Source organism: Anaerobacillus alkalilacustris, assembly GCF_001866005.1.
GTDB lineage: Bacteria > Bacillota > Bacilli > Bacillales > Anaerobacillaceae > Anaerobacillus > Anaerobacillus alkalilacustris.
The window spans coordinates 1-18,499 of record NZ_MLQR01000032.1; the positions used below are offsets into that span (position 1 = coordinate 1).

Annotated in this window: 18 protein-coding genes; 13 read left to right on the forward strand and 5 right to left on the reverse strand. The window is 34.8% G+C overall.

All coding sequences use genetic code 11. From position 1 onward, the window contains the following. Positions 1 to 510: 510 nt before the first annotated feature. The 8 genes from BKP37_RS14215 to BKP37_RS14240 all read left to right on the forward strand — a co-directional run bounded on the left by BKP37_RS14215 (position 511) and on the right by BKP37_RS14240 (position 6,344). On the forward strand, positions 511 to 780 hold the full coding sequence (locus BKP37_RS14215) for a hypothetical protein (protein WP_071310286.1): 270 nt from the start codon (positions 511 to 513) through the stop codon (positions 778 to 780). Between the two features lie 146 nt (positions 781 to 926). Further along, positions 927 to 1,172, forward strand: coding sequence for a hypothetical protein (locus BKP37_RS14220; protein ID WP_071310287.1), 246 nt, complete (start codon positions 927 to 929; stop codon positions 1,170 to 1,172). Positions 1,173 to 1,417: 245 nt separating this feature from the next. Then, a complete protein-coding gene (locus BKP37_RS21045; protein WP_425424995.1) occupies positions 1,418 to 1,570 on the forward strand; it encodes a GerAB/ArcD/ProY family transporter in 153 nt (50 codons plus the stop codon). Positions 1,571 to 1,843: 273 nt separating this feature from the next. Further along, a complete protein-coding gene (locus tag BKP37_RS20190; RefSeq protein ID WP_169823153.1) occupies positions 1,844 to 1,984 on the forward strand; it encodes a hypothetical protein in 141 nt (46 codons plus the stop codon). A gap of 31 nt (positions 1,985 to 2,015) precedes the next feature. Continuing rightward, positions 2,016 to 2,303 carry a hypothetical protein gene (locus BKP37_RS19390; protein ID WP_084034733.1) on the forward strand — a complete coding sequence of 96 codons (288 nt, stop codon included), beginning with the start codon at positions 2,016 to 2,018 and terminating at the stop codon, positions 2,301 to 2,303. 146 nt (positions 2,304 to 2,449) lie between these two features. Continuing rightward, complete coding sequence (locus BKP37_RS14230) at positions 2,450 to 3,568, forward strand: GerAB/ArcD/ProY family transporter (RefSeq protein WP_071310288.1); 1,119 nt, start codon at positions 2,450 to 2,452, stop codon at positions 3,566 to 3,568. Next, on the forward strand, positions 3,565 to 5,157 hold the full coding sequence (locus BKP37_RS14235; protein ID WP_071310289.1) for a spore germination protein: 1,593 nt from the start codon (positions 3,565 to 3,567) through the stop codon (positions 5,155 to 5,157). Before BKP37_RS14230 ends, BKP37_RS14235 begins: the two co-directional genes overlap by 4 nt. After that, the gene (locus BKP37_RS14240) at positions 5,154 to 6,344 is read left to right on the forward strand and encodes a Ger(x)C family spore germination protein (RefSeq protein ID WP_071310290.1); all 1,191 of its coding nucleotides are present in this window, start codon (positions 5,154 to 5,156) and stop codon (positions 6,342 to 6,344) included. The genes BKP37_RS14235 and BKP37_RS14240 overlap by 4 nt, the downstream gene beginning before the upstream one ends. A 41-nt stretch (positions 6,345 to 6,385) precedes the next feature. Here the strand turns inward: BKP37_RS14240 and BKP37_RS14245 are convergent, their stop codons facing one another. The 5 genes from BKP37_RS14245 to BKP37_RS14260 all read right to left on the reverse strand — a co-directional run bounded on the left by BKP37_RS14245 (position 6,386) and on the right by BKP37_RS14260 (position 10,342). Then, positions 6,386 to 6,850, reverse strand: coding sequence for a hypothetical protein (locus BKP37_RS14245; RefSeq protein WP_071310291.1), 465 nt, complete (start codon positions 6,848 to 6,850; stop codon positions 6,386 to 6,388). 199 nt (positions 6,851 to 7,049) lie between these two features. Next, positions 7,050 to 7,178, reverse strand: a complete 129-nt coding sequence (locus BKP37_RS19395) for an AgrD family cyclic lactone autoinducer peptide (RefSeq protein ID WP_084034735.1) — start codon at positions 7,176 to 7,178, stop codon at positions 7,050 to 7,052. Beyond that, complete coding sequence (locus tag BKP37_RS14250; RefSeq protein WP_071310292.1) at positions 7,175 to 7,798, reverse strand: accessory gene regulator B family protein; 624 nt, start codon at positions 7,796 to 7,798, stop codon at positions 7,175 to 7,177. The genes BKP37_RS19395 and BKP37_RS14250 overlap by 4 nt, the downstream gene beginning before the upstream one ends. After that, positions 7,791 to 8,558 carry a sensor histidine kinase gene (locus BKP37_RS14255; protein ID WP_169823154.1) on the reverse strand — a complete coding sequence of 256 codons (768 nt, stop codon included), beginning with the start codon at positions 8,556 to 8,558 and terminating at the stop codon, positions 7,791 to 7,793. The genes BKP37_RS14250 and BKP37_RS14255 overlap by 8 nt, the downstream gene beginning before the upstream one ends. 458 nt (positions 8,559 to 9,016) lie before the next feature. Continuing rightward, positions 9,017 to 10,342 carry a DUF2254 domain-containing protein gene (locus BKP37_RS14260; protein WP_169823155.1) on the reverse strand — a complete coding sequence of 442 codons (1,326 nt, stop codon included), beginning with the start codon at positions 10,340 to 10,342 and terminating at the stop codon, positions 9,017 to 9,019. 543 nt (positions 10,343 to 10,885) lie between these two features. On the opposite strand from BKP37_RS14260, the gene glpA reads away from it, so the two are divergent. From glpA to BKP37_RS14285, 5 genes are all read left to right on the forward strand, one after another. Next, entirely contained in the window at positions 10,886 to 12,499 is a 1,614-nt protein-coding gene (glpA, locus tag BKP37_RS14265) for an anaerobic glycerol-3-phosphate dehydrogenase subunit GlpA (protein ID WP_245712532.1), read from the forward strand. Between the two features lies 1 nt (position 12,500). Further along, on the forward strand, positions 12,501 to 13,652 hold the full coding sequence (locus tag BKP37_RS14270; protein WP_071310296.1) for an FAD-binding protein: 1,152 nt from the start codon (positions 12,501 to 12,503) through the stop codon (positions 13,650 to 13,652). Next, the gene (locus tag BKP37_RS14275; protein ID WP_245712533.1) at positions 13,645 to 14,859 is read left to right on the forward strand and encodes an anaerobic glycerol-3-phosphate dehydrogenase subunit C; all 1,215 of its coding nucleotides are present in this window, start codon (positions 13,645 to 13,647) and stop codon (positions 14,857 to 14,859) included. Before BKP37_RS14270 ends, BKP37_RS14275 begins: the two co-directional genes overlap by 8 nt. A 607-nt stretch (positions 14,860 to 15,466) precedes the next feature. Beyond that, entirely contained in the window at positions 15,467 to 16,855 is a 1,389-nt protein-coding gene (locus BKP37_RS14280; protein WP_071310298.1) for a TldD/PmbA family protein, read from the forward strand. Between the two features lie 2 nt (positions 16,856 to 16,857). Further along, positions 16,858 to 18,210, forward strand: a complete 1,353-nt coding sequence (locus tag BKP37_RS14285; RefSeq protein WP_084034738.1) for a TldD/PmbA family protein — start codon at positions 16,858 to 16,860, stop codon at positions 18,208 to 18,210. The last annotated feature ends 289 nt before the right edge of the window (positions 18,211 to 18,499 follow it).

Genomic DNA, 18,499 nt, shown 5'->3' on the forward strand with positions numbered 1-18,499 from the left:
AATATTGGTAAGAAAGAAGGAAAGTTATTGCCACGCTTGGGCTATGTAATATTGGTAAGAAAGAAGGAAAGTTATTGCCACGCTTGGGCTATGTAGGCGTGAAATCCCCTACATATACGGTTTGGTGGGATTGGAAACGACAATCTATTGTCCGTGGAAAATACCGTCAACTGGCTAGTGTAAATGAGTCACTAGGAGAAATTAAAAGAACTCTTCGCCTGAAGAAGAGTTCCTCTTAAATATTATCGAAAAATGCTCAACTTTGAGTAATTTTAGATGAGTTAAGGGAAGCGGTATGTTGAACGGATTGTTTTGGATGATTGTCGCTCCGTCTTTAGTTGGAATGTTGTTAAATCATTTAAGTAAAGGAAAAGTAAAGGTGAGTTTAAGTCCGAAATTACTCCTTTTACAAAAATAGGGCTTAGTATAGTAGTTGCAATTAATAGTGCAGCGGTCGCACCACATTTAGCGGATGTTAGCTGGAAATTAGTAGGGATTATTACGACGATTATGATGTTATGCGCGACAGGATATGTCATAGGCTGGTTAGTCATAAAATTCATTTTCCAATGGGATTATGAAGATTTGGTTGCATTAACATTTAACACTGGAATGAGAAATATTAGTGCTGGTGCAGTCATTGCAATCACATTTTTTCCAGCACCGGTAACTATTCCAGTTATTTCAGCAATGCTCATTCAACAGTTATTAGCTTCGTTTAATGGTCATATGCTTCAGCGACTATCTAATAAGGAAGCTGCACAAAAAGAGGCTGTTTAGTTAAACTTTATTATAGTAAAAAGCTGATACCGTAATTTGGTATCAGCTTTTTTGACAAGAATTTGTGCATAGTTTTAGAGTAAATAAGAAAAAATGTAATAAGTCAATCGACAAATTTCGAAAATGTTCGGGGAGTGACAGGCACCTTGGTTACATTCATCTATATTTTAGTATTTACAGCTCTTATTTTACTTTTATCCTTTTTAGATATGTTAGTGTATAAAGAACCATTTATTCAGAGCTTACTAACTATATATACTTTTGAATTTGGAACAAGAAGAATGATTGTTGTCGTTCCTGCGATCTTAGGGTTATTGGTAAGTATGTTGACGGATTATCGGTTACATAAACAAAACAATAAGAAACATCAAGGAGTCCAAAAAGAGGGATAAGTTAAGAACGTAAGTAAGAAAGAACAAATTTCACTTTGGCAACTTTTTGTTTTAATGATGACCTTTCTATTAGGATCAACGATAGTTGTTGTTACCGCTGAGGAAGCAAAACAAGATATTATCTTTGCTGAATTAATTTCAGTATTTATTGAAATCAGCATCATACTTTTTTTCTGAATTTTGTTAAGTCTTAGACCTGAAAAAAATTTATATGAAATGCTGAATATAGCTTTTGGTAAATTACTCTGGAATTTCATTGTATTTTTGTATTGTACGTATTTTTTTATCTAACCTCGAGAATTATTAGGGATTTTACTGAGTTATTAAAAGTGTCGATTTTAAAGGAAACGCCAATGGAAGTGATTACTTTTACAATGGTTCTCCTGATGGTTTATTAACTATATTTAGGGATAGAGATTTTAGCTAGGACGACAGAAGTGATGTTTCCTAACATTTCTATTATTAATTATTTTAATTGACTTATTTCTTCTAGTAAGTGATGCACTAGATGTTAGCGATGTTCAGCCTATACTAGCAGAAGGTCTAGGTCCTGTATTTGATGGGATATATCCACATCGTATTGTATTACCTTCCCGAATGGTGAATTAATTGCTTTTACTGTATTTATGAAATCAATTTTAAGGTTTGATTATGTTGGCAGAGTAAGTGTTGTGTGTACGTTGTTTAGTGGGTTACTCATTACTAATGGAGCAACCATTCAGCTATTAGCATTAGGAGAAGATATGAAAAACCGTTCGTTATTTCCTTTAATTTTTGCTGCAAGAGAAATTGCATTTTTAGTTTTTTTTTGAACGCTTTGATATTATTGTGGTATTTATCTTAATGATTGGAATTTTTGTGAAAGTTAGTGTGTATTTTTATTCAGGGTTATTGGGTTTAGAACATATTTTTAAGATTTCATATCGTTTTTTAGTTATCCCAACAGGATTACTCATACCTTTAACGACTTCACTAGTTGCAGCACATATTGTGGAGCACTTCATAGAAGGAGGGGAGGTATTACCATACTTTTTTCATCTTGAATTTCAATTAGGGATCCCTTTTTTGTTACTAATTGTTACATTATTCCAAAAGAAACGTGAAAAATCAAACAACAAGCTGTTTAAATGAACTCAAGTAATAATTTTTCATACATATGATTCTTAATAGAGACGTTTCTTCTTTCACATATTTTATTAGAGAAGGGAAATCCTAATTATAATTCCAACATATATATTCTTTGTTAAGTCTGTGGAAGAGATAAGAGGGTACAACTTATGTACAATGTCCAAAAAGAAACCATATCACTATGGCAAATATTTGTATTAATTCTAATCTTTACCCTTGGGACAACTGTTGTTGTAGGTGGGGGGGCAGAATCTAAACAAGATTTTTGGCTAACTGAACTCATTGTCATGTTCATGGGTGCAGTTTTTGTGTGGTTTTACTATTTTATTGTTTCTAAAGGTAAAAATTTATATGAAATAATTGAAGAGACGTGTGGGAAAATGCTTGGAAAGGTAATAACTTTTGCCTACGTTATTTACTTTTTTTATATTTGTACACGAAATGTGCGTGATTTAGGTGAAATGATAAAAATTACAATTTTGAAAGTAACCCCACTTGAAGTCGTTGTTATAACGCTTATGTTTGTCGTCTTGTACATCATCATTCAAGGAATAGAAGTATTAGCCCGAGTCACTGAGTTATTCACACCTTTTATGATTATTTGTTTGTTGTTAGTATTCTTTTTAATTATCTTATCTGGTGAGTTTAATGCAGATAATTTACAACCGTTCCTAGCAGAAGGGTTTTCACCGCTTTTCAAAGATATATTTCCCTTAAGAATCACGTTTCCATATGGTGAACTTGTCGTTTTTACAGTAGTAATAACGTCAGTGAGTAATTTAAAGTACGTTGGAAAAGTAAGTGTTGTCTCAGTATTGATTGCTGGGGTGCTTATTGCACTTTCACAACTGGTACAAATTGCAGCTGTAGGAGAAGACATCAAAAACCGTACTGTATTTCCCTTATTATCTGCTTCTAGAGAAATTTTTGTTTTAGAATTTTTTGAGCGGGTTGATATCCTTGTTGTTTTTATTTTAATGCTTGGAATTATCATAAAAGTTAGCGTTTTCTTTTATGCTGGTTTGAAAGGATTGGAGTCAATGTTCAAAATCCCATATCGAACTTACGTTATTCCGATTTCAATGAGCATTCCATTGTTTTCAGTTTTAAATGCAGATAACATCTTTGAACATTTTGAAGAAGGTTTAGAAGTGGTTCCGTATGTGCTCCATTTACCATTTCAATTTGCTATTCCTATAGTTCTTTTTTTACTAACATTACTTAAGAATAGGAAAAATAAGAAGGGGATAGAAGGTGAGAACCATTGAAATTATTTAAAAGCATTTTCAAAGCAAAACCAAAACAGAGTATCCATCAACCGAAAACGGCAAATGATTTATTAGTTAACGAAATTGAAATTGAAGGAACTGAAATTTCTTCTGACCTCCAAAAAAACGAAGCTCGATATAATCATTTATTTAATAAAAACTTTGACTTTTTATTAAAACAAATCCATGTAGGTGGTCAAGATGCCGTCGCTCTTTATTTGAAAAGTATGGTAGATGAGAATAAGATTTCAGAGCAAATTATGGAAAGGTTGGCTCATACACAACGACAAAATGAGAGCATTTCATCGATTCACCAGTTGTTATCCTTTCAGAAAGATTACTTCGCTAGTGCTGATGTTGTTATCGTTGAATATGAACATGACGTTATTTGGCACGTACTTTTAGGATATACAGTCATTTTGATTTCTGGTATCAATTCTGGGTTAGCAATCAATACGGTCTCAAGTGAACAAAGAGGAATTGAACAATCCAATACTCAAACGATCATCCGTGGTCCGAAAGACAGTTTTACGGAATCATTAAGAACGAATGTCAGTTTAATAAGGAGAAGAATAAAAAATCCGAAATTAATTTGTGAAAATATCATTATAGGCCAGGATACGAAAACATCGATTTGTATTACGTACCTAGACTACCTTGCAAGACCAGAAGTCGTAGCAGAAATTAAAAGAAGAATTAAGGAATTAAATATCAACGGAATCTTTGATTCAGGAAATTTAGAAGAATTAATTACCGATCAAGTTGTAACTCCTTTTCCAACGATTTTTCATACGGATCGCCCTGATACGATTTCACAGTCAATAATAGAAGGGAAAGTTGCTGTTATTGTTGACGGCACCCCTTTTGTATTAGTAATGCCAGTTGTTTTAACTGATTTCTTTAAAGTTAGTGAAGATTATTATCAAGGTTTTCTTATGAGTTCTTTTGTTCGAATGATCCGTTATTTAGCTTTTACACTTTCTTGGATATTACCGTCACTTTATATTGGTTTAACAACGTTTCACCATGAACTTATCCCGACAGCGTTAGTTTTTCCACTGCAGGCTCAGCGAGAGGGTGTACCGTTTCCAGCAGTTGTAGAAATTTTAATTATGGAAATTACATTTGAAATCTTACGTGAAGCTGGGGTGCGAATGCCTAGAGCAGTTGGACAAGCTGTTTCGATTGTTGGAACACTCGTTATTGGTCAAGCAGCTGTTGAAGCAGGGATTGTTTCAAACCTTTTAGTTATTATCGTAGCTCTAACAGCCATTGCAAGTTTTGTTTCGCCTATTTATTCGTTTGGGAATGCTTCAAGACTGTTACGGTTTGGATTACTATTTATTACTTCAGCACTTGGTTTATACGGTATGATTGTCGGGATCACCCTTGTAATCGCTCATTTGGCAAGTTTACGTTCTTTTGGAACACCATATTTGGCTCCTTTGGCACCGTTTATCGTTGAAGATCAAAAAGATGTGTTTGTTCGCTTGCCTATGCAATCATTAAAAAAACGACCAAATTATTTGATGGATCGTAATATGACAGGGAAGCCAGTAAATTCAAGTCAAGAAGGTGGGAAACCTTGAGAATTGTAAGGCTCTTTTTGCTTATCATTTTATTAATTGGATCAAGTGGATGCTGGGATCGTATTGAATTAAATGAAGTTAGTTTTGTTTCGGGAATTGCCATTGAAAAAGGAGATAAATACAATTATTTACTCACATTAGAAGTGATTAATGCTGAAGAGTTTGGTGGAGAAACAACGCAAGGAAATACCGGCACAATATTATTTTCAGCAGAAGGGGACTCAATTGCTGAACTTAGTGACCGAATGAATGTCGGCTTAACGAGACAATTAAATTTTTCCCACACACGTGTGATCGTTATCGACGAAGAATTAGCTCGACAAGGTGTAAGTTCTTTTTTGCAGTATTTTGAGAGGAGTGCTGAATATCGAAATGACTTTCATTTAGTCATTTCTAGAGGGATTAAAGCACAAGATATTATTGGTACGACTTATCCAATTTATCGGATTCCTTCAATGAAAATGGACTCTCAATTTAGATCAATGGAAGAGGAGTGGGGTGGATATCCAGAAGTTCGTTTAACAGACTTTACTCATAATATTATTGCAGAAGGAAGGTACCCTGTTGCGGCTGCTGTTACCGTCCAAGGTAATCATAAAAAAGGAAAGAGCGTTGAAAATAATCGAAAAGCAGACCTGGACGGAATTGTTGTCTTAAACGGATTATCTTTGTTTGATATTGATAAACTAGTCGGCTATTTAAGTGTAGAACAAACTCGCGATTATATGTGGATAAGAAATAATATAAACAAAACAACCGTAAAAGCGACAACACCTGAAGAAGCTTTTTTTAGTGCGAGAATTTATAATTCACATACAACACTTAAAGCTAATTATAAAAATAATCGACCAGTAATCACAATTGATATAGTCCTTGAAGGTGATGTTTTGTCAGACGAAAGTAAACTTACTATAGATAAACTAAGCCGTTTTGAACAATTAGAGGAAGAGCTAAAAAAAGAAATAGAAACTAAAATAAAAAATACAGTGACTCATGTCCAAGAAGAATACGGGATCGATATTTTTGGATTTGGTGAAGCCATGCGTAGGCAACATTACCAACAGTTTAAAAAAGTAAAAGACAATTGGGACGAGGAATTTAAGAAAGCAGAAATTAATGTTCAGGCGAAAGTATTTTTACGTAGAGATGGAATTAGAACAAGGAGCTTTTTGGATGAAATGGAATAAATCGGTTGGTATCACGTACCAACCGATTTATATTGGATATCTTACCGTAATAAAGGCAGTTTAATTTTAAGATTAAACTTAAGTAGTAGCAATGTTGTCAGTAACATTGGAATTTGTACAGCTGCGTAGCTAATAAGTATTCGAAGCCATGTGCTTGAAAGAATTTGTTCGATCGTTATAGAGAATATTTGTAAATAAAGTAAAATAAACGCGATTTCAAATATATTTATTAACACAAATGCAATTAAACTAATAATAAATCCATTTATTACTTTAAAGCGAAAAATACTTGCTGCAAATAATGCGAATGCTATAAACGTTAACAGAGGTTTTGATGAATGTTGTACGAAAATGGTTAATGCAAAAGCAACCGCACCATATAAAAATGAAAATGCAATCATAGATTTTAGTTTATCTTTAATAGATACCCCTAACAGTGCAAATACGAGTGTAAGCAAAAAGAATGCTTCAGGTACTGATAATAAAAAATAACTATACCAAGCCATATAAATCTCCCTTCATGATGTAAGTATTATGACTTTACATAGTATATAACACAATCCGTCAAAAAGCGACATTTTTTAATGGAGTACGATTGCTTTTTGTAAGATAATTTAACATTTTCATATAGAGGATATTTGAAAAAACTGATATTCCAGACTCAAAAGAAAAAGACTCAACCAAGGAGTCTTTTAAAATGCGTGATTATTTTTCATCTTTTGGTAATTTTGGTTGATATAAGAGGTTAGTAGATGCAGAACTGATCTCAGTTTTCGCTAGAAGAACGATAGCTGTAATGATGAAACTTACGATAAACTTTGCAGATTTTTTCATGATAATTTCCTCCTTTCAAGACTTTTTTCTATTTTATTAACTAATGAGTACGAATAAGGATGAATCGTACTCATTTGAAATAAAAACCCAATCATAGAAGCTAAAATTAGATTTGTTGAAAAAGAGTTTACTAAAAAGTAAGTCATTAAAAACATCCATAACAAGGTTGTTACAAAAGCTAATTTCTTAAGTTTAACTTTTTGGGCTTCAGTCGTTTTTTTATAAAAATGATTAGATGGTGCATATTTATAGGTAAGAACTAACCCAAAAATAGTAGAAAAACATAACAAACCTAGTAATATACTAAAATCAAAAAAAGGTGCAAGTTTAGTTGAAAAAAATGAAATTGAGGTCATCATCAAAAGTCCAGCAGTTAAACAACGAATATAAGTCGAGTAATGGTGTCCCCCGGTTAGAGTCCGGAAAAATGCAAATGTAGTAAGAACTGTAATCATAGGTTGAAGTAGCCCTAATGCATGAGCTGTACCAAATAAAACTAAAAGTTTAATAAATCCACAGAGGATGATTTCGATACCATAACGAAGATAATCAACTTCCACTTCTTTTTCGCCAAAACTACTTAATGCTTTAGCTAATCGTAGACTCACTTGGCTAATCATTGACTTTCTCCTTTCGAAAAGCAATTTCAAATGTAACTAGATTTTTATTAGTAGAAGTAACCAACTCACCATTATATTTGCTTGTTATTTCCTTAATAATCGTTAAACCGAAGCCACGATGCTCCCCTTTTGTTGAATAACCTGACTCAAAGAAATTTTTATCTATTTTCCTTGGAATGCTCGTATTTTGTACTTTAATGATGGATTTTCCATCAGTTTGATAAAAATCTACCGCGATTTTACGCTCGTTCTTAGGTAGTTCAACGGTTGCGTCATAAGCATTGTCAAGTAGATTACTAATCAACCGAATTAAATCAGTGGATGTAAATCGATTAAGAATATCTTCATTTTGAACTTTTAAGTCAAATAAAATTTCTTCTCTTTGATATACATTCATTTTTGCAAACAGCATGGATGCTAGAATTGGATTTTTAACCGCTAAAACTTGATTATTTATTCTAATTTCACCAATCATTTCCTCAATATAGCTAGAGGCACCTTCATAACTCTTGATTTTTAACAAGCCAGCAATAACCGTTAAGTGGTTGTTAAGGTCATGGCGATCAGACCGTACTGACGCAACTAAAGATTGAAATTGTTCCAAATGTGTAGATTCTGTTTGTTTAATTTTGCGTTTTTCTTCACGTTTATAAACTTGACTAAGGATGAAAAGGGACACTATATTAAGTAAAACGATAAAAATTAAATGAAGTGGAATTCCATAAAATTCAAAACTATCTTGAAATGCAAATTTTTGCATGATTAAATTAAAAACTAAAAATAGTTGTATTAATATGATAAAAAATAAATAAATAATTCCCATATATTTAACGTGAAATACGGCATTTTATGATGAAATGTAGCCATATTTTTCCCCTTTGTATTATTTGTGCAAAACAAAGCTGTGTGTATCGTATTTTGTCGATATCTTTCATTAAGAATCTAACAGAATTAGGACTATAAGTCTAGTAGGGTTACGAATGTTATTGTAATAAATACAAGTAAGCCACTCTATTAAATAATTCTTCTAAATAGAGTGGCTTAATTCGGTTATATTTCGAGTATGATAATCATACCACACCGACTATAGCAACTTCTTTATCTTAGTAATGCGTATACGTACTAAATAGAAAAACAACGCCACCTTGTAAAATGAAAAAGTAATCATTGATTATAGTTTTTCTTAAATAGCTATCCCTAATATAGCGAATGCTCAGTTTATAATGGTTTGTATTCGTTTATGTGCCCAGTAACTTTTGCGAGGTTTTCTATTTTTTGATTGATATAGTTTCGATCCAACGATAGCAATCTTTCTACTTCAATACCTTCAACAATATACTTTGTAAATTCCCAAATGGTAGATTTAATTTCTTTAGAATTAGTTTCTGCAATAAGTGTAAAAGCTTTAATACTTGCAGAGAGTACAGAAATATCTTGAAAACCATATTGTCTAATCTGATAAAAGCATTTATACAAATAGTCGTTAAAATTTGGTTTATCATAGATAACTCGTAAATTTCTGTTTTTATCGTTGTGATAGGATCTAGGTAAATGTTTACTACCAAGTTTCGTAAGGATTTTTCCTATATTTTCAATACAATTAATAGCCGTATTTGGATCATTGATACCCGAGGATAAGGCTCGTAGTGTAATTTCGACTAATTTCGTTAAGCCAAACTCTATATTATCTATGGGAGCTTTTTCTGTCCCTATTGAAAAATAGTCTTTATATCGTTCGACTGTTACCTTTTCTTTTGCACCCCATATAGAAAGAAGAGGAGTATCATTGTCAACGTATTCACTGATGTTTTTCTCTATTTTAATAATAATATCGTCTTTCGTTGCTTGTTCAACTAATCCTTCAATATTAATATGTTTAATATAACCAGCGTGAATGAAGCTGATTTGTTGTGGTTTCTCTTGGGTAATTTCCTCAGTTTCCCAATCTTCCCAAGGAGCATCTTTATGATTTTCCATTGCATCACTAAGTGTACTGTCGATTTTTTGAATAGTGTTTAAAGTGATTTGGTGAATGAGATTACTTACCTGGATCCAAGTCGAAACATGGCGAATAAAAAACACAAACACGATTATACAAACAATTGAGAAAAGAACTGCAAACGAGGGGACGATAAACTGTGTGACGGAAGCTGTTTCTCTTAAAAACAATAACAAAAGAATAGAATAAATAAAGCCACCAACAAATATTCCCAAAACCCTTTGTGTATCTTTGTCTGTGATAAAGTTTTGAATCGTTCGTGGTGAATATTCAGATAAAAATGTCGTTAATACTACTAAAATCGTTGAGAATGTAATGGTAGTCATTGTCAGCAACGAAGCAGAGATTGAACTTAGAATGGTCCTCGCTAAATGGATGTCTGTTAACAAAAAAATTGGAACAAAAGTGTACGGAGTTTCTAAAGTCATTAAAAATGGATCAATAAATAAACTGGAGTATGCAAATATCACTGCAATAGCTCCATACAAAGACGGTATATACCAAAAGTTAGAACGAATTTGTGTGATAGATAGTTTGACTTTCATTAGGAAGCACCCCTCAATAATGTTCATTGATAGTTTCATCCTGTCCGTTTTCTTCGTATTTGATAATCAAGTGTAAACTAAATTTTCTTTTGAATTTTTATTATAATCATAATTTATAAATTTCTTACTTGGAAACGGTCTAGCGAAAGCAGCCTACGAGCTCGGTCACTTCAGTCAAGCTACTGACTTCAATAACTACATGAATAACGTCTCTGAATAGCTTCATGCAGCTTTGCTCCTGCGATTACTCGTCGCACGGAAAACAATTGCTCTTGAGCAAACGGAGTGGCACAGGAGCAGCTGCTCGTGACCAAGGGCTTGCGCTTTTCTTGCTACATTTGATCTTTCATCATATTGCCATATTTAATCAAGCAGTTAATTTAAATTTTGTGGTAATCTTAAATCAAACATAATAGTTGGCCGGAGTATTGGAGACAGCCATAAAAACTCACAGGGATTTCTTTGGAATCCCTCTGTGGGTTTTTATGGCTTTTTGTATATTTAATAATTTCCAATTATTTCCTACGGACTAGGGAGGGGACAATGATGAGACAGAGATTAGAGACAGATGTAGTTGTTATTGGTGGAGGAGTGACAGGAGCAGGTGTGCTTCGTGATTTAGCTTTACGTGGGATTAGGGCAATTTTAGTAGAGCAACGAGACTTGGTACATGGAACGTCTTCAAGAAATCATGGTTTACTGCACTCAGGTGCTCGCTATGCAGTACGTGATGAAGATGCAGCAACGGAAAGTTATTGTGAAAATTTAATTTTGAAAAAAACGGTTCCTGGATCTATTGAAGCAACTGGTGGTATTTTTGCAAAAGTACCCGAGGATGATGATGCTTATGTAGGTGAGTGGCTTAAGTCATGTGAAAAAGTAGGAATACCGGTTACCGAAATTCCAATTTCAACAGCATTACAACAGGAACCCTATTTAAATAAAAATGTTCAAGCGGTTTTTCATGTGCCGGATGGGGCAGTCGACCCATTTACTTTAACGATTGACGTTTGTGCTGATGCAGTAAGTAGAGGGGCTAACGTTTTAACTTATAGTGAGGTTATTTCAATTAATAAATCAGCTAATACAGTTTGTAGTGTTACTATTCGAAATCAATATACTGGTGAAGAAACGGACATTTATGCGAATTTATTTATTAATGCTGCAGGGCCATGGGGAGCAAGAGTTTGTGCACTTGCAGAAATTCCATTAAAACTGATCAATAATAAAGGAATGTTAACCGTATTAAATCATCGAATAAATAAACAAGTCATTAATCGCCTGCGTTTGCCTGGTGATGCAGATATATTCGTGCCTGCCCATAATGTAACCATTTTTGGAACAACTGGAAAAAATGTTAATAATCCCAATGATTTTACTATGCAGCGTGAAGAAATGATTGAAATGTTAAAAGAAGGTAGTGCCTTAGTTCCAGAAGTTACACAGATGAGAATGATCCGTGCTTTTTGTGGCAGTAGACCTTTGTATCAAGATCATGCTGACCATGATTCTAGTGGGAGGAATGTAACACGTGGTATCGCTTTACTAGATCATCAAAAACGAGATGGGTTAGAAGGGTTTGTTACGATTACGGGTGGTAAATTAACAACCTTTCGCCATATGGCAGAAAAAACGGTGGATCTAGCGTGCGAGAAATTAGGGATTTCGGCAACGTGTACAACGGCTGAAGAACAAGTTGCACATCGAGATGCTAAAGAATTTTTTAAGGATATTCATCTTGCAGCAGCTGCGAAAACGAAACTTCAACATTGGGCAGGGGTAAATGCCAAAACAATTGAAACGTCGCTTAAATCAGACAGTGATGATCGTATAGTCGTTTGTGAGTGCGAGCAAATTACATGGGCAGAAATAAAAGCCGCTATGCCAGAAGGACGATTTAATCTTAGTGACATTCGTCGTCGGACTAGACTAGGTATGGGGCCTTGTCAAGGGACGTTTTGTAATCAGCGTGTCGCAGCGCTTGCCGTTGAAAAGGGGATAGCAACTCAAGATGAAGCAAATTGGGCGTTAAATGAAGCCGTTCACAATCGTAAAAAAGGAATGGAAGTCGTAGCAACTGGACAAACGAGTAAGCAATTACAAATGATGGATATGATTTACCATGTTTCGTTAGGTGTTCGAAAGGGGGATGAATAACATGTATGATGTGGTCGTTGTAGGTCAAGGATTAACGGGATTACTATCAGCTATTTATGCCAAACAACAAAACAAAAAGGTGGCTCTTGTTGCTAAAGGGACAGGGAAAAATCAACAATCTACAGGTTTAATGGGTTTATTACCAGGTTCTACGAAAGGTTTGGCTGAATGGTTAAAATATTTTGATTTTATTAATCAAGATAAAATCATGATCAAACATGGTATCAACCATTTTAAGTCGTTAATGGATCAAGGATCTTATCCATATTTAGGAGAAATTGAAAATCCAGTTCCTATTGTAACTGCTAGTGGTCATGTGAAGTATACAGCATTATACCCAAAATCAGTCACTCCAATAATAGAAGGTGGTCGTGTAGTAGTTGTTGGTTTTCACGAAATGATCGATTTTCAACCACAATTTATGAAAGGGAATTTGTTAACTGCAAGGCCTAAGTTAACCGTTGAAACGATGAAGGTTAAGCTTGGTGCTTCTTCACAACGAACAATGACGCAGTTAGATGCAGCGCGTTTACTAGATCAAAAAGAAGTTCGTGAACGCGTTATTAGCCAAATAAAGGAAAAGTTAAACGAATGTAAACTTTCTAAGGTAGATATGTTTATTTTTCCATCTGCACTTGGGATTCATGACTGGCAGGATACCCTAGAACATTTTAGGACAGAATTACAAGCTAGTATTACAGAAGCGCCAGGCTTACCACCGAATGCAAGTGCAATTCGATTGAATGAGGTTTTACAAAGAAAAGCAATCAAATTAGGGGTACGTTTTTATTTAGATAGTGAAGTAATTGGATGTAAACTTCGGGCAGAAAAATTAACGCAGATATCAGTACGATCAAATCATCGAATTTCCCAAATAAAAGGAAGCCATTTTGTCCTTGCCACTGGCGGAGTTTTAGGTGGTGGATTAGAGGTAACAACGACAAACATCAAAGAAACGGCATTACAACTTCCTGTAGATCATAATGGAGCATTCATCAAGAAACCAATCAATGTTTACCCAGTTGGGGCGGCCCTAGGCAAAAATGTTTACTCTCATGGAATTACAGGTGGAATTTATTCCATTGTATCTAGTTACTCTGCAAACTTACAAATAATAAAGATAGAACAAAATGGGGGATTACAGCATGCTTGAGTTGAATTTTCACGATACAACGTTTGAGAAATGCTTAAAGTGTCATGCCTGTACGGCAAATTGCCCTATTTCTAGTGCGACATTAGACTTTGGTGGACCAAAACATTTAGGACCAGAACTAAAAAGGTTGATGGACAACCAACAGGTTATTGATGATCATCGAATTGAACTATGTACGTTGTGTGGTACATGTGACATCTCATGTCCAGAAAATGTTCATATTTCAACACTTACCGCTTATTTGAAGGCCATTCATAATGAGCAACAAGGAACAAAATTTCGTGATTTTGTATTAGGTAATGCAGAAATAGTAGGTAAATTGGCATCAGCTTTTGCACCTGTAACAAATATAACGATGAAGATAAAACCAATCCGAAAAATGATGCAAATGATGATGGGAATACATGCTGACCGACAGTTCCCAACTTATCAATTTCATCATTTTCATCGAAAATATAATAAGAAACAATCCAATACGAAACGAAAAGTAGCTTATTTTGTAGGTTGTTATGCTACTTACAACGCACCTGAAGTAGCCGAAGCTTTTGTTAAGATAATGGAGTATAATCATATTGAAGTAGCGATACCAGAGCAAAAATGTTGTGGAGTGCCGATGTTTGCGAATGGTCAAATGAAACAAGGATTGAAAAATGCCACATATAATACAGATAAACTTTTAGAATATACTCGTCAAGGTTATGATATTGTCATGACGTGCACAAGTTGTACACTAGCTTTCAAGAAAGAATACACTTCCTTTTTAAGGACTGAAGAGGCAAACGAATTAGCAACGCATATTTATGATGCTAATGAATATTTACGCCAATTACATGACCAAGATGAATTGAATGTGGATTTTGCTCCAATGGAAGTGAAAGCAGCTTATTTTGCTCCTTGTCATATGAAAGGGCAGGGAATTGGTAATCCTACGATGGATATTTTAGAGTTAATCCCAGACTATCAGATTCAAGATTTAGCAGCTTCTTGTTGTGGACAATGTGGAACCTTTGGATTTAAAGCTGAAAAATATCAATATTCAATGAAACTTGGAAATGAATTGGCTGAAACTGTTGCCGAAGTAGATAGTGATTATACAGTTACAGAATGTGGAATGTGCAAAAATCAATTAAATCAAGTGACAAATAAACCAGTTAAACATCCAATGGAAATCATACTTGAATCGTATGAAAAAAGCCACAATAAATAGAGGTAATCAAAAAAGATATGGACTGTTTTGTTCATGTCTTTTTTGCAGTATCAGAATTTATAAGTTTCTAACTTGGAAACTGTCTAGCTCCAGGCGCCATCGGCTCGATCACTTCAGTCAAGGTTCTGACTTCACTGACTTCCTGGATTGCTTCTTTGATGATGCTTCATGCTACTTTGCTCCTGCGGTTACTCGTCGCACGAAAACAATTGCTCCTGCGGTTACTCGTCGCACAAAACACTGCTTCGAGGAAGCCTACTTCGAAGCATTGCTGTCAGACGCAGAAGCACATAGATTGCGGTCAAAGAGCAGACCGCTACTTGCCGACCTTCCAGTGTTTGTCGCCGATAGGCGGGCGCCTTGCGCTTTTCTTGTGGGTAAAAAGATATACTTTATCTTCGAAACCATTTCATTCAATTGTTAATTGAGATATTCTAGAAGTACGGTAAATATGGAAGAGTCATCCATTGTGAACAACTTTGTTAAAAGTATAAAAACTTGTCAGTAACCATTGAATGTCTACTTCCTACGAAAAATGTATTGAAGTACATAGTATTATTAGAAAAGTGGGGATTTTTAAAGCTATAAATTTAAAGGAGTGGAAAAAATGCTTCATCAATCAATTATTGAAGATTTAATTACTGCAGCATTAAGTACAGGAGGCGATTTTGCTGAAGTTTTTGTAGAAGATAAATGTAACACAAATGTTTCACTAGTCGGCGGGAAAGTTGAAAAGTGTATTTCTGGTAGGGACTATGGGATTGGTATTCGAATTTTTCAAGGGGTTAATAGTGTCTACGCCTACTCAAATGAACACGATAGAGATAAGTTAGTTAAAGTCGCTAGTGAAGCTGCCAAAGCAATGAATGGACAACCAAATGACGTCATATTAAATTTTACTCGTCATTCATTCACAAACCAACATTCAGTTTTACATACACCAAGGCATGTGCCGAAATTACAAAAAGTAAATATCATGCGAGATATCTATGAAACTGCGAAAAATTATCATGAACTAATTTCACAAGTAACAGTCGGCTATAGAGACGAGCAGCAACGAGTACTAATTGCTAATTCTGAAGGACGTTTTGTCGAGGATGAAAGGATTCGAACTCGTGTAGCGATCCAAACAGTAGCGTCCCTTGGTACTGAAATGCAAACGGGCTCTTATTCACCTGGTGCACATAAGGGATTTGAATTTTTAGAACAACTTGATCTGAAACATTACAGTGAAGAAGCAGCTAGAATTGCGGTAACGATGCTCCATGCAAAAGAATGTCCAAGTGGAAAGTTTCCAGTAATCATTGATAACGAGTTTGGTGGTGTTATTTTCCATGAAGCGTGTGGTCATGGATTAGAAGCAACATCTGTTGCGAAGAAAAACTCGGTTTTTGCTGGTCGAATTGGTGAGCGAGTGGCTCCAGAAATTGTGACATATATTGATGACGGTACGTTAGTAAATGAATGGGGTTCTGCCAATATAGATGATGAAGGTGAAAGGACACGTAAAAATGTCCTTATCGAAAATGGTATTTTAAAAGGTTATTTGGTTGACAAATTAGGAGCTAGACGAATGGGAACAACATCTACTGGTTCGGGTCGACGAGAATCATATAAATATGCTCCGACCTCAAGAATGACCAATACATTCATTGCACCTGGAAAATCTACACCTGAAGAAATTATAGCGAATACCGAGTTTGGAATTTACGCGAAGTATATGGGTGGTGGTTCCGTAAACCCTGCTACAGGTGATTATAATTTTGCGATAAATGAAGGATATATCGTTCGTAATGGAAAAATCGCAGAACCGGTTCGAGGGGCAACATTAATTGGAAATGGTCCGACAACACTTCAAAAAGTGGATATGGTTGGAAATAACTTGGCTCATGGGCAAGGAATGTGTGGCTCATCTAGTGGTTCGATTCCTGTAAATGTTGGGCAGCCAATGATCCGTGTAAGTGAAATTACGGTTGGTGGAAGAAAGGGGAAATAATGATGGACATATTAAATTTTAAAGATAGCCTCTTTACCAAAGGAAACGACTATGGCTTTTCAGATATGGAATTGTATTATCAAAGTGGCGGAAAATTCAGTACAAAAATCTATAAAGGTGACGTTGATAGCTTTAGTATCGCAAATGTAGGTGGTGTATCATTTCGCGGTATTTATCAAGGAAAAATGGGCTATGCCTATACGGAAAAAATTGATGGAGCATCAATCACGTTTTTACTTGAGGAAGCAAAGGAGAATGCATTAATTATTGATAGTGAAGACAATGAAATCATTTTTTCAGGTTCAAAAAAATACGAAGAAATCGAATTATATTCTGAAAAATTAGCATCAGTAACGAATGAAGAGAAAATAAATTTGCTAAAAAAAATCGAAACTATTTGCTTTTCATTAAGTGAAAAAGTAACAAGTGTTAATTATTGCTTACTAGAATCTGTTGATACAGAAAAAATGATTGCCAATACAAAGGGACTTGAAAAGTACGAAAAAGGGAATGTCGTGTATACGTATATTTCTGTCGTTGTAAAAGATGGAGAGGATATTAAAACAGCTTCAAAAGTAACATTAGCTCGAGATTTTGCAACGTTTGATGCAACTGCACTAGCTACACAAGTAGTTGAAGAAGCTCTAAGTACTCTTGGTGCAACTTCTATTGCTAGTAAAGAATATCCAATAATTTTAAGAAATACAGCCGCGGCTGCGTTATTACGAGTGTTTACTTCTTCGTTTTCTGCCGATAACGTTCATAAAGGTAAATCAAGACTAGCGAACAAATTAGGTAAAAGTATAGCAAACTCATACGTTAGTATTGCTGATGATCCATATTTAAAGAATGGTTTTATGAGTAGATCTTTTGATAGTGAGGGGGTTGCGACACAACGGTTACAAGTCGTAGAAAAAGGTGTCTTGAAATCATACCTTCACAACTTGAAAACAGCTGTAAAAGATCAAGTTCAACCTACAGGACATGGTACAAAGGCTTCTTATAAAGGAACAATGACGATAGCTCCTTCTAATTTGTTTATTGAGCCAGGAGAAAAAACATATGAACAATTAGTAGCATCGGAAAAAGAAGCGATTGTGATTACGGACTTACAAGGTCTCCATTCAGGAGCAAATGCAATTTCTGGTGACTTCTCATTGTCAGCAAATGGGTATGTTGTAAAAGCTGGAGTTATTGAACGGCCTGTAAACCAAATTACCATTGCTGGAAATTTTTATACACTGTTAGAAGAGATTGAGACTGTTGCTAATGATTTAGACTTTGGTATGCCATCAGGAGGGTATATTGGTTCTCCATCCTTAAAAATTAAAAGACTAGCCGTTTCTGGTGAGTAGTTAATGGTAGATTAAGTTTATCCCACTTTTAAGGGGCTTCATCCCCAATGTCATCAGGCTAAGGATACAAATATTGGAATGTTACTTTGAGGCCACTGAAAAAGTGAATGTTTTTGAAAAACGAATGATTATAGGGGGGCAAAAATGTCGCCCTAACCCTCAAACGAGCCTTAGAAGCGATTCTAGAGGCTCGTTTTTTGAATATTATTTTTCAGATAAAAAAATTTGGACTTTTTCAGCAGTCCGTGTTACTTTCTGCTTCTTTTTTTGTAATGAGCTACTATCAAAG

What these genes read in the sequence shown, in the direction of transcription:
- BKP37_RS14215 (WP_071310286.1), top strand. Translation starts at nt 511, where the DNA reads ATGATGTTATGCGCGACAGGATATGTCATAGGCTGGTTAGTCATAAAA.
- BKP37_RS19390 (WP_084034733.1), top strand. Translation starts at nt 2,016, where the DNA reads ATGATTGGAATTTTTGTGAAAGTTAGTGTGTATTTTTATTCAGGGTTA.
- BKP37_RS14230 (WP_071310288.1), top strand. Translation starts at nt 2,450, where the DNA reads ATGTACAATGTCCAAAAAGAAACCATATCACTATGGCAAATATTTGTA.
- BKP37_RS14245 (WP_071310291.1), bottom strand. Translation starts at nt 6,850, where the DNA reads ATGGCTTGGTATAGTTATTTTTTATTATCAGTACCTGAAGCATTCTTT.
- BKP37_RS19395 (WP_084034735.1), bottom strand. Translation starts at nt 7,178, where the DNA reads ATGAAAAAATCTGCAAAGTTTATCGTAAGTTTCATCATTACAGCTATC.
- BKP37_RS14250 (WP_071310292.1), bottom strand. Translation starts at nt 7,798, where the DNA reads ATGATTAGCCAAGTGAGTCTACGATTAGCTAAAGCATTAAGTAGTTTT.
- BKP37_RS14255 (WP_169823154.1), bottom strand. Translation starts at nt 8,558, where the DNA reads ATGCAAAAATTTGCATTTCAAGATAGTTTTGAATTTTATGGAATTCCA.
- BKP37_RS14260 (WP_169823155.1), bottom strand. Translation starts at nt 10,342, where the DNA reads ATGAAAGTCAAACTATCTATCACACAAATTCGTTCTAACTTTTGGTAT.
- glpA (WP_245712532.1), top strand. Translation starts at nt 10,886, where the DNA reads ATGATGAGACAGAGATTAGAGACAGATGTAGTTGTTATTGGTGGAGGA.
- BKP37_RS14270 (WP_071310296.1), top strand. Translation starts at nt 12,501, where the DNA reads ATGTATGATGTGGTCGTTGTAGGTCAAGGATTAACGGGATTACTATCA.
- BKP37_RS14275 (WP_245712533.1), top strand. Translation starts at nt 13,645, where the DNA reads ATGCTTGAGTTGAATTTTCACGATACAACGTTTGAGAAATGCTTAAAG.
- BKP37_RS14280 (WP_071310298.1), top strand. Translation starts at nt 15,467, where the DNA reads ATGCTTCATCAATCAATTATTGAAGATTTAATTACTGCAGCATTAAGT.
- BKP37_RS14285 (WP_084034738.1), top strand. Translation starts at nt 16,858, where the DNA reads ATGGACATATTAAATTTTAAAGATAGCCTCTTTACCAAAGGAAACGAC.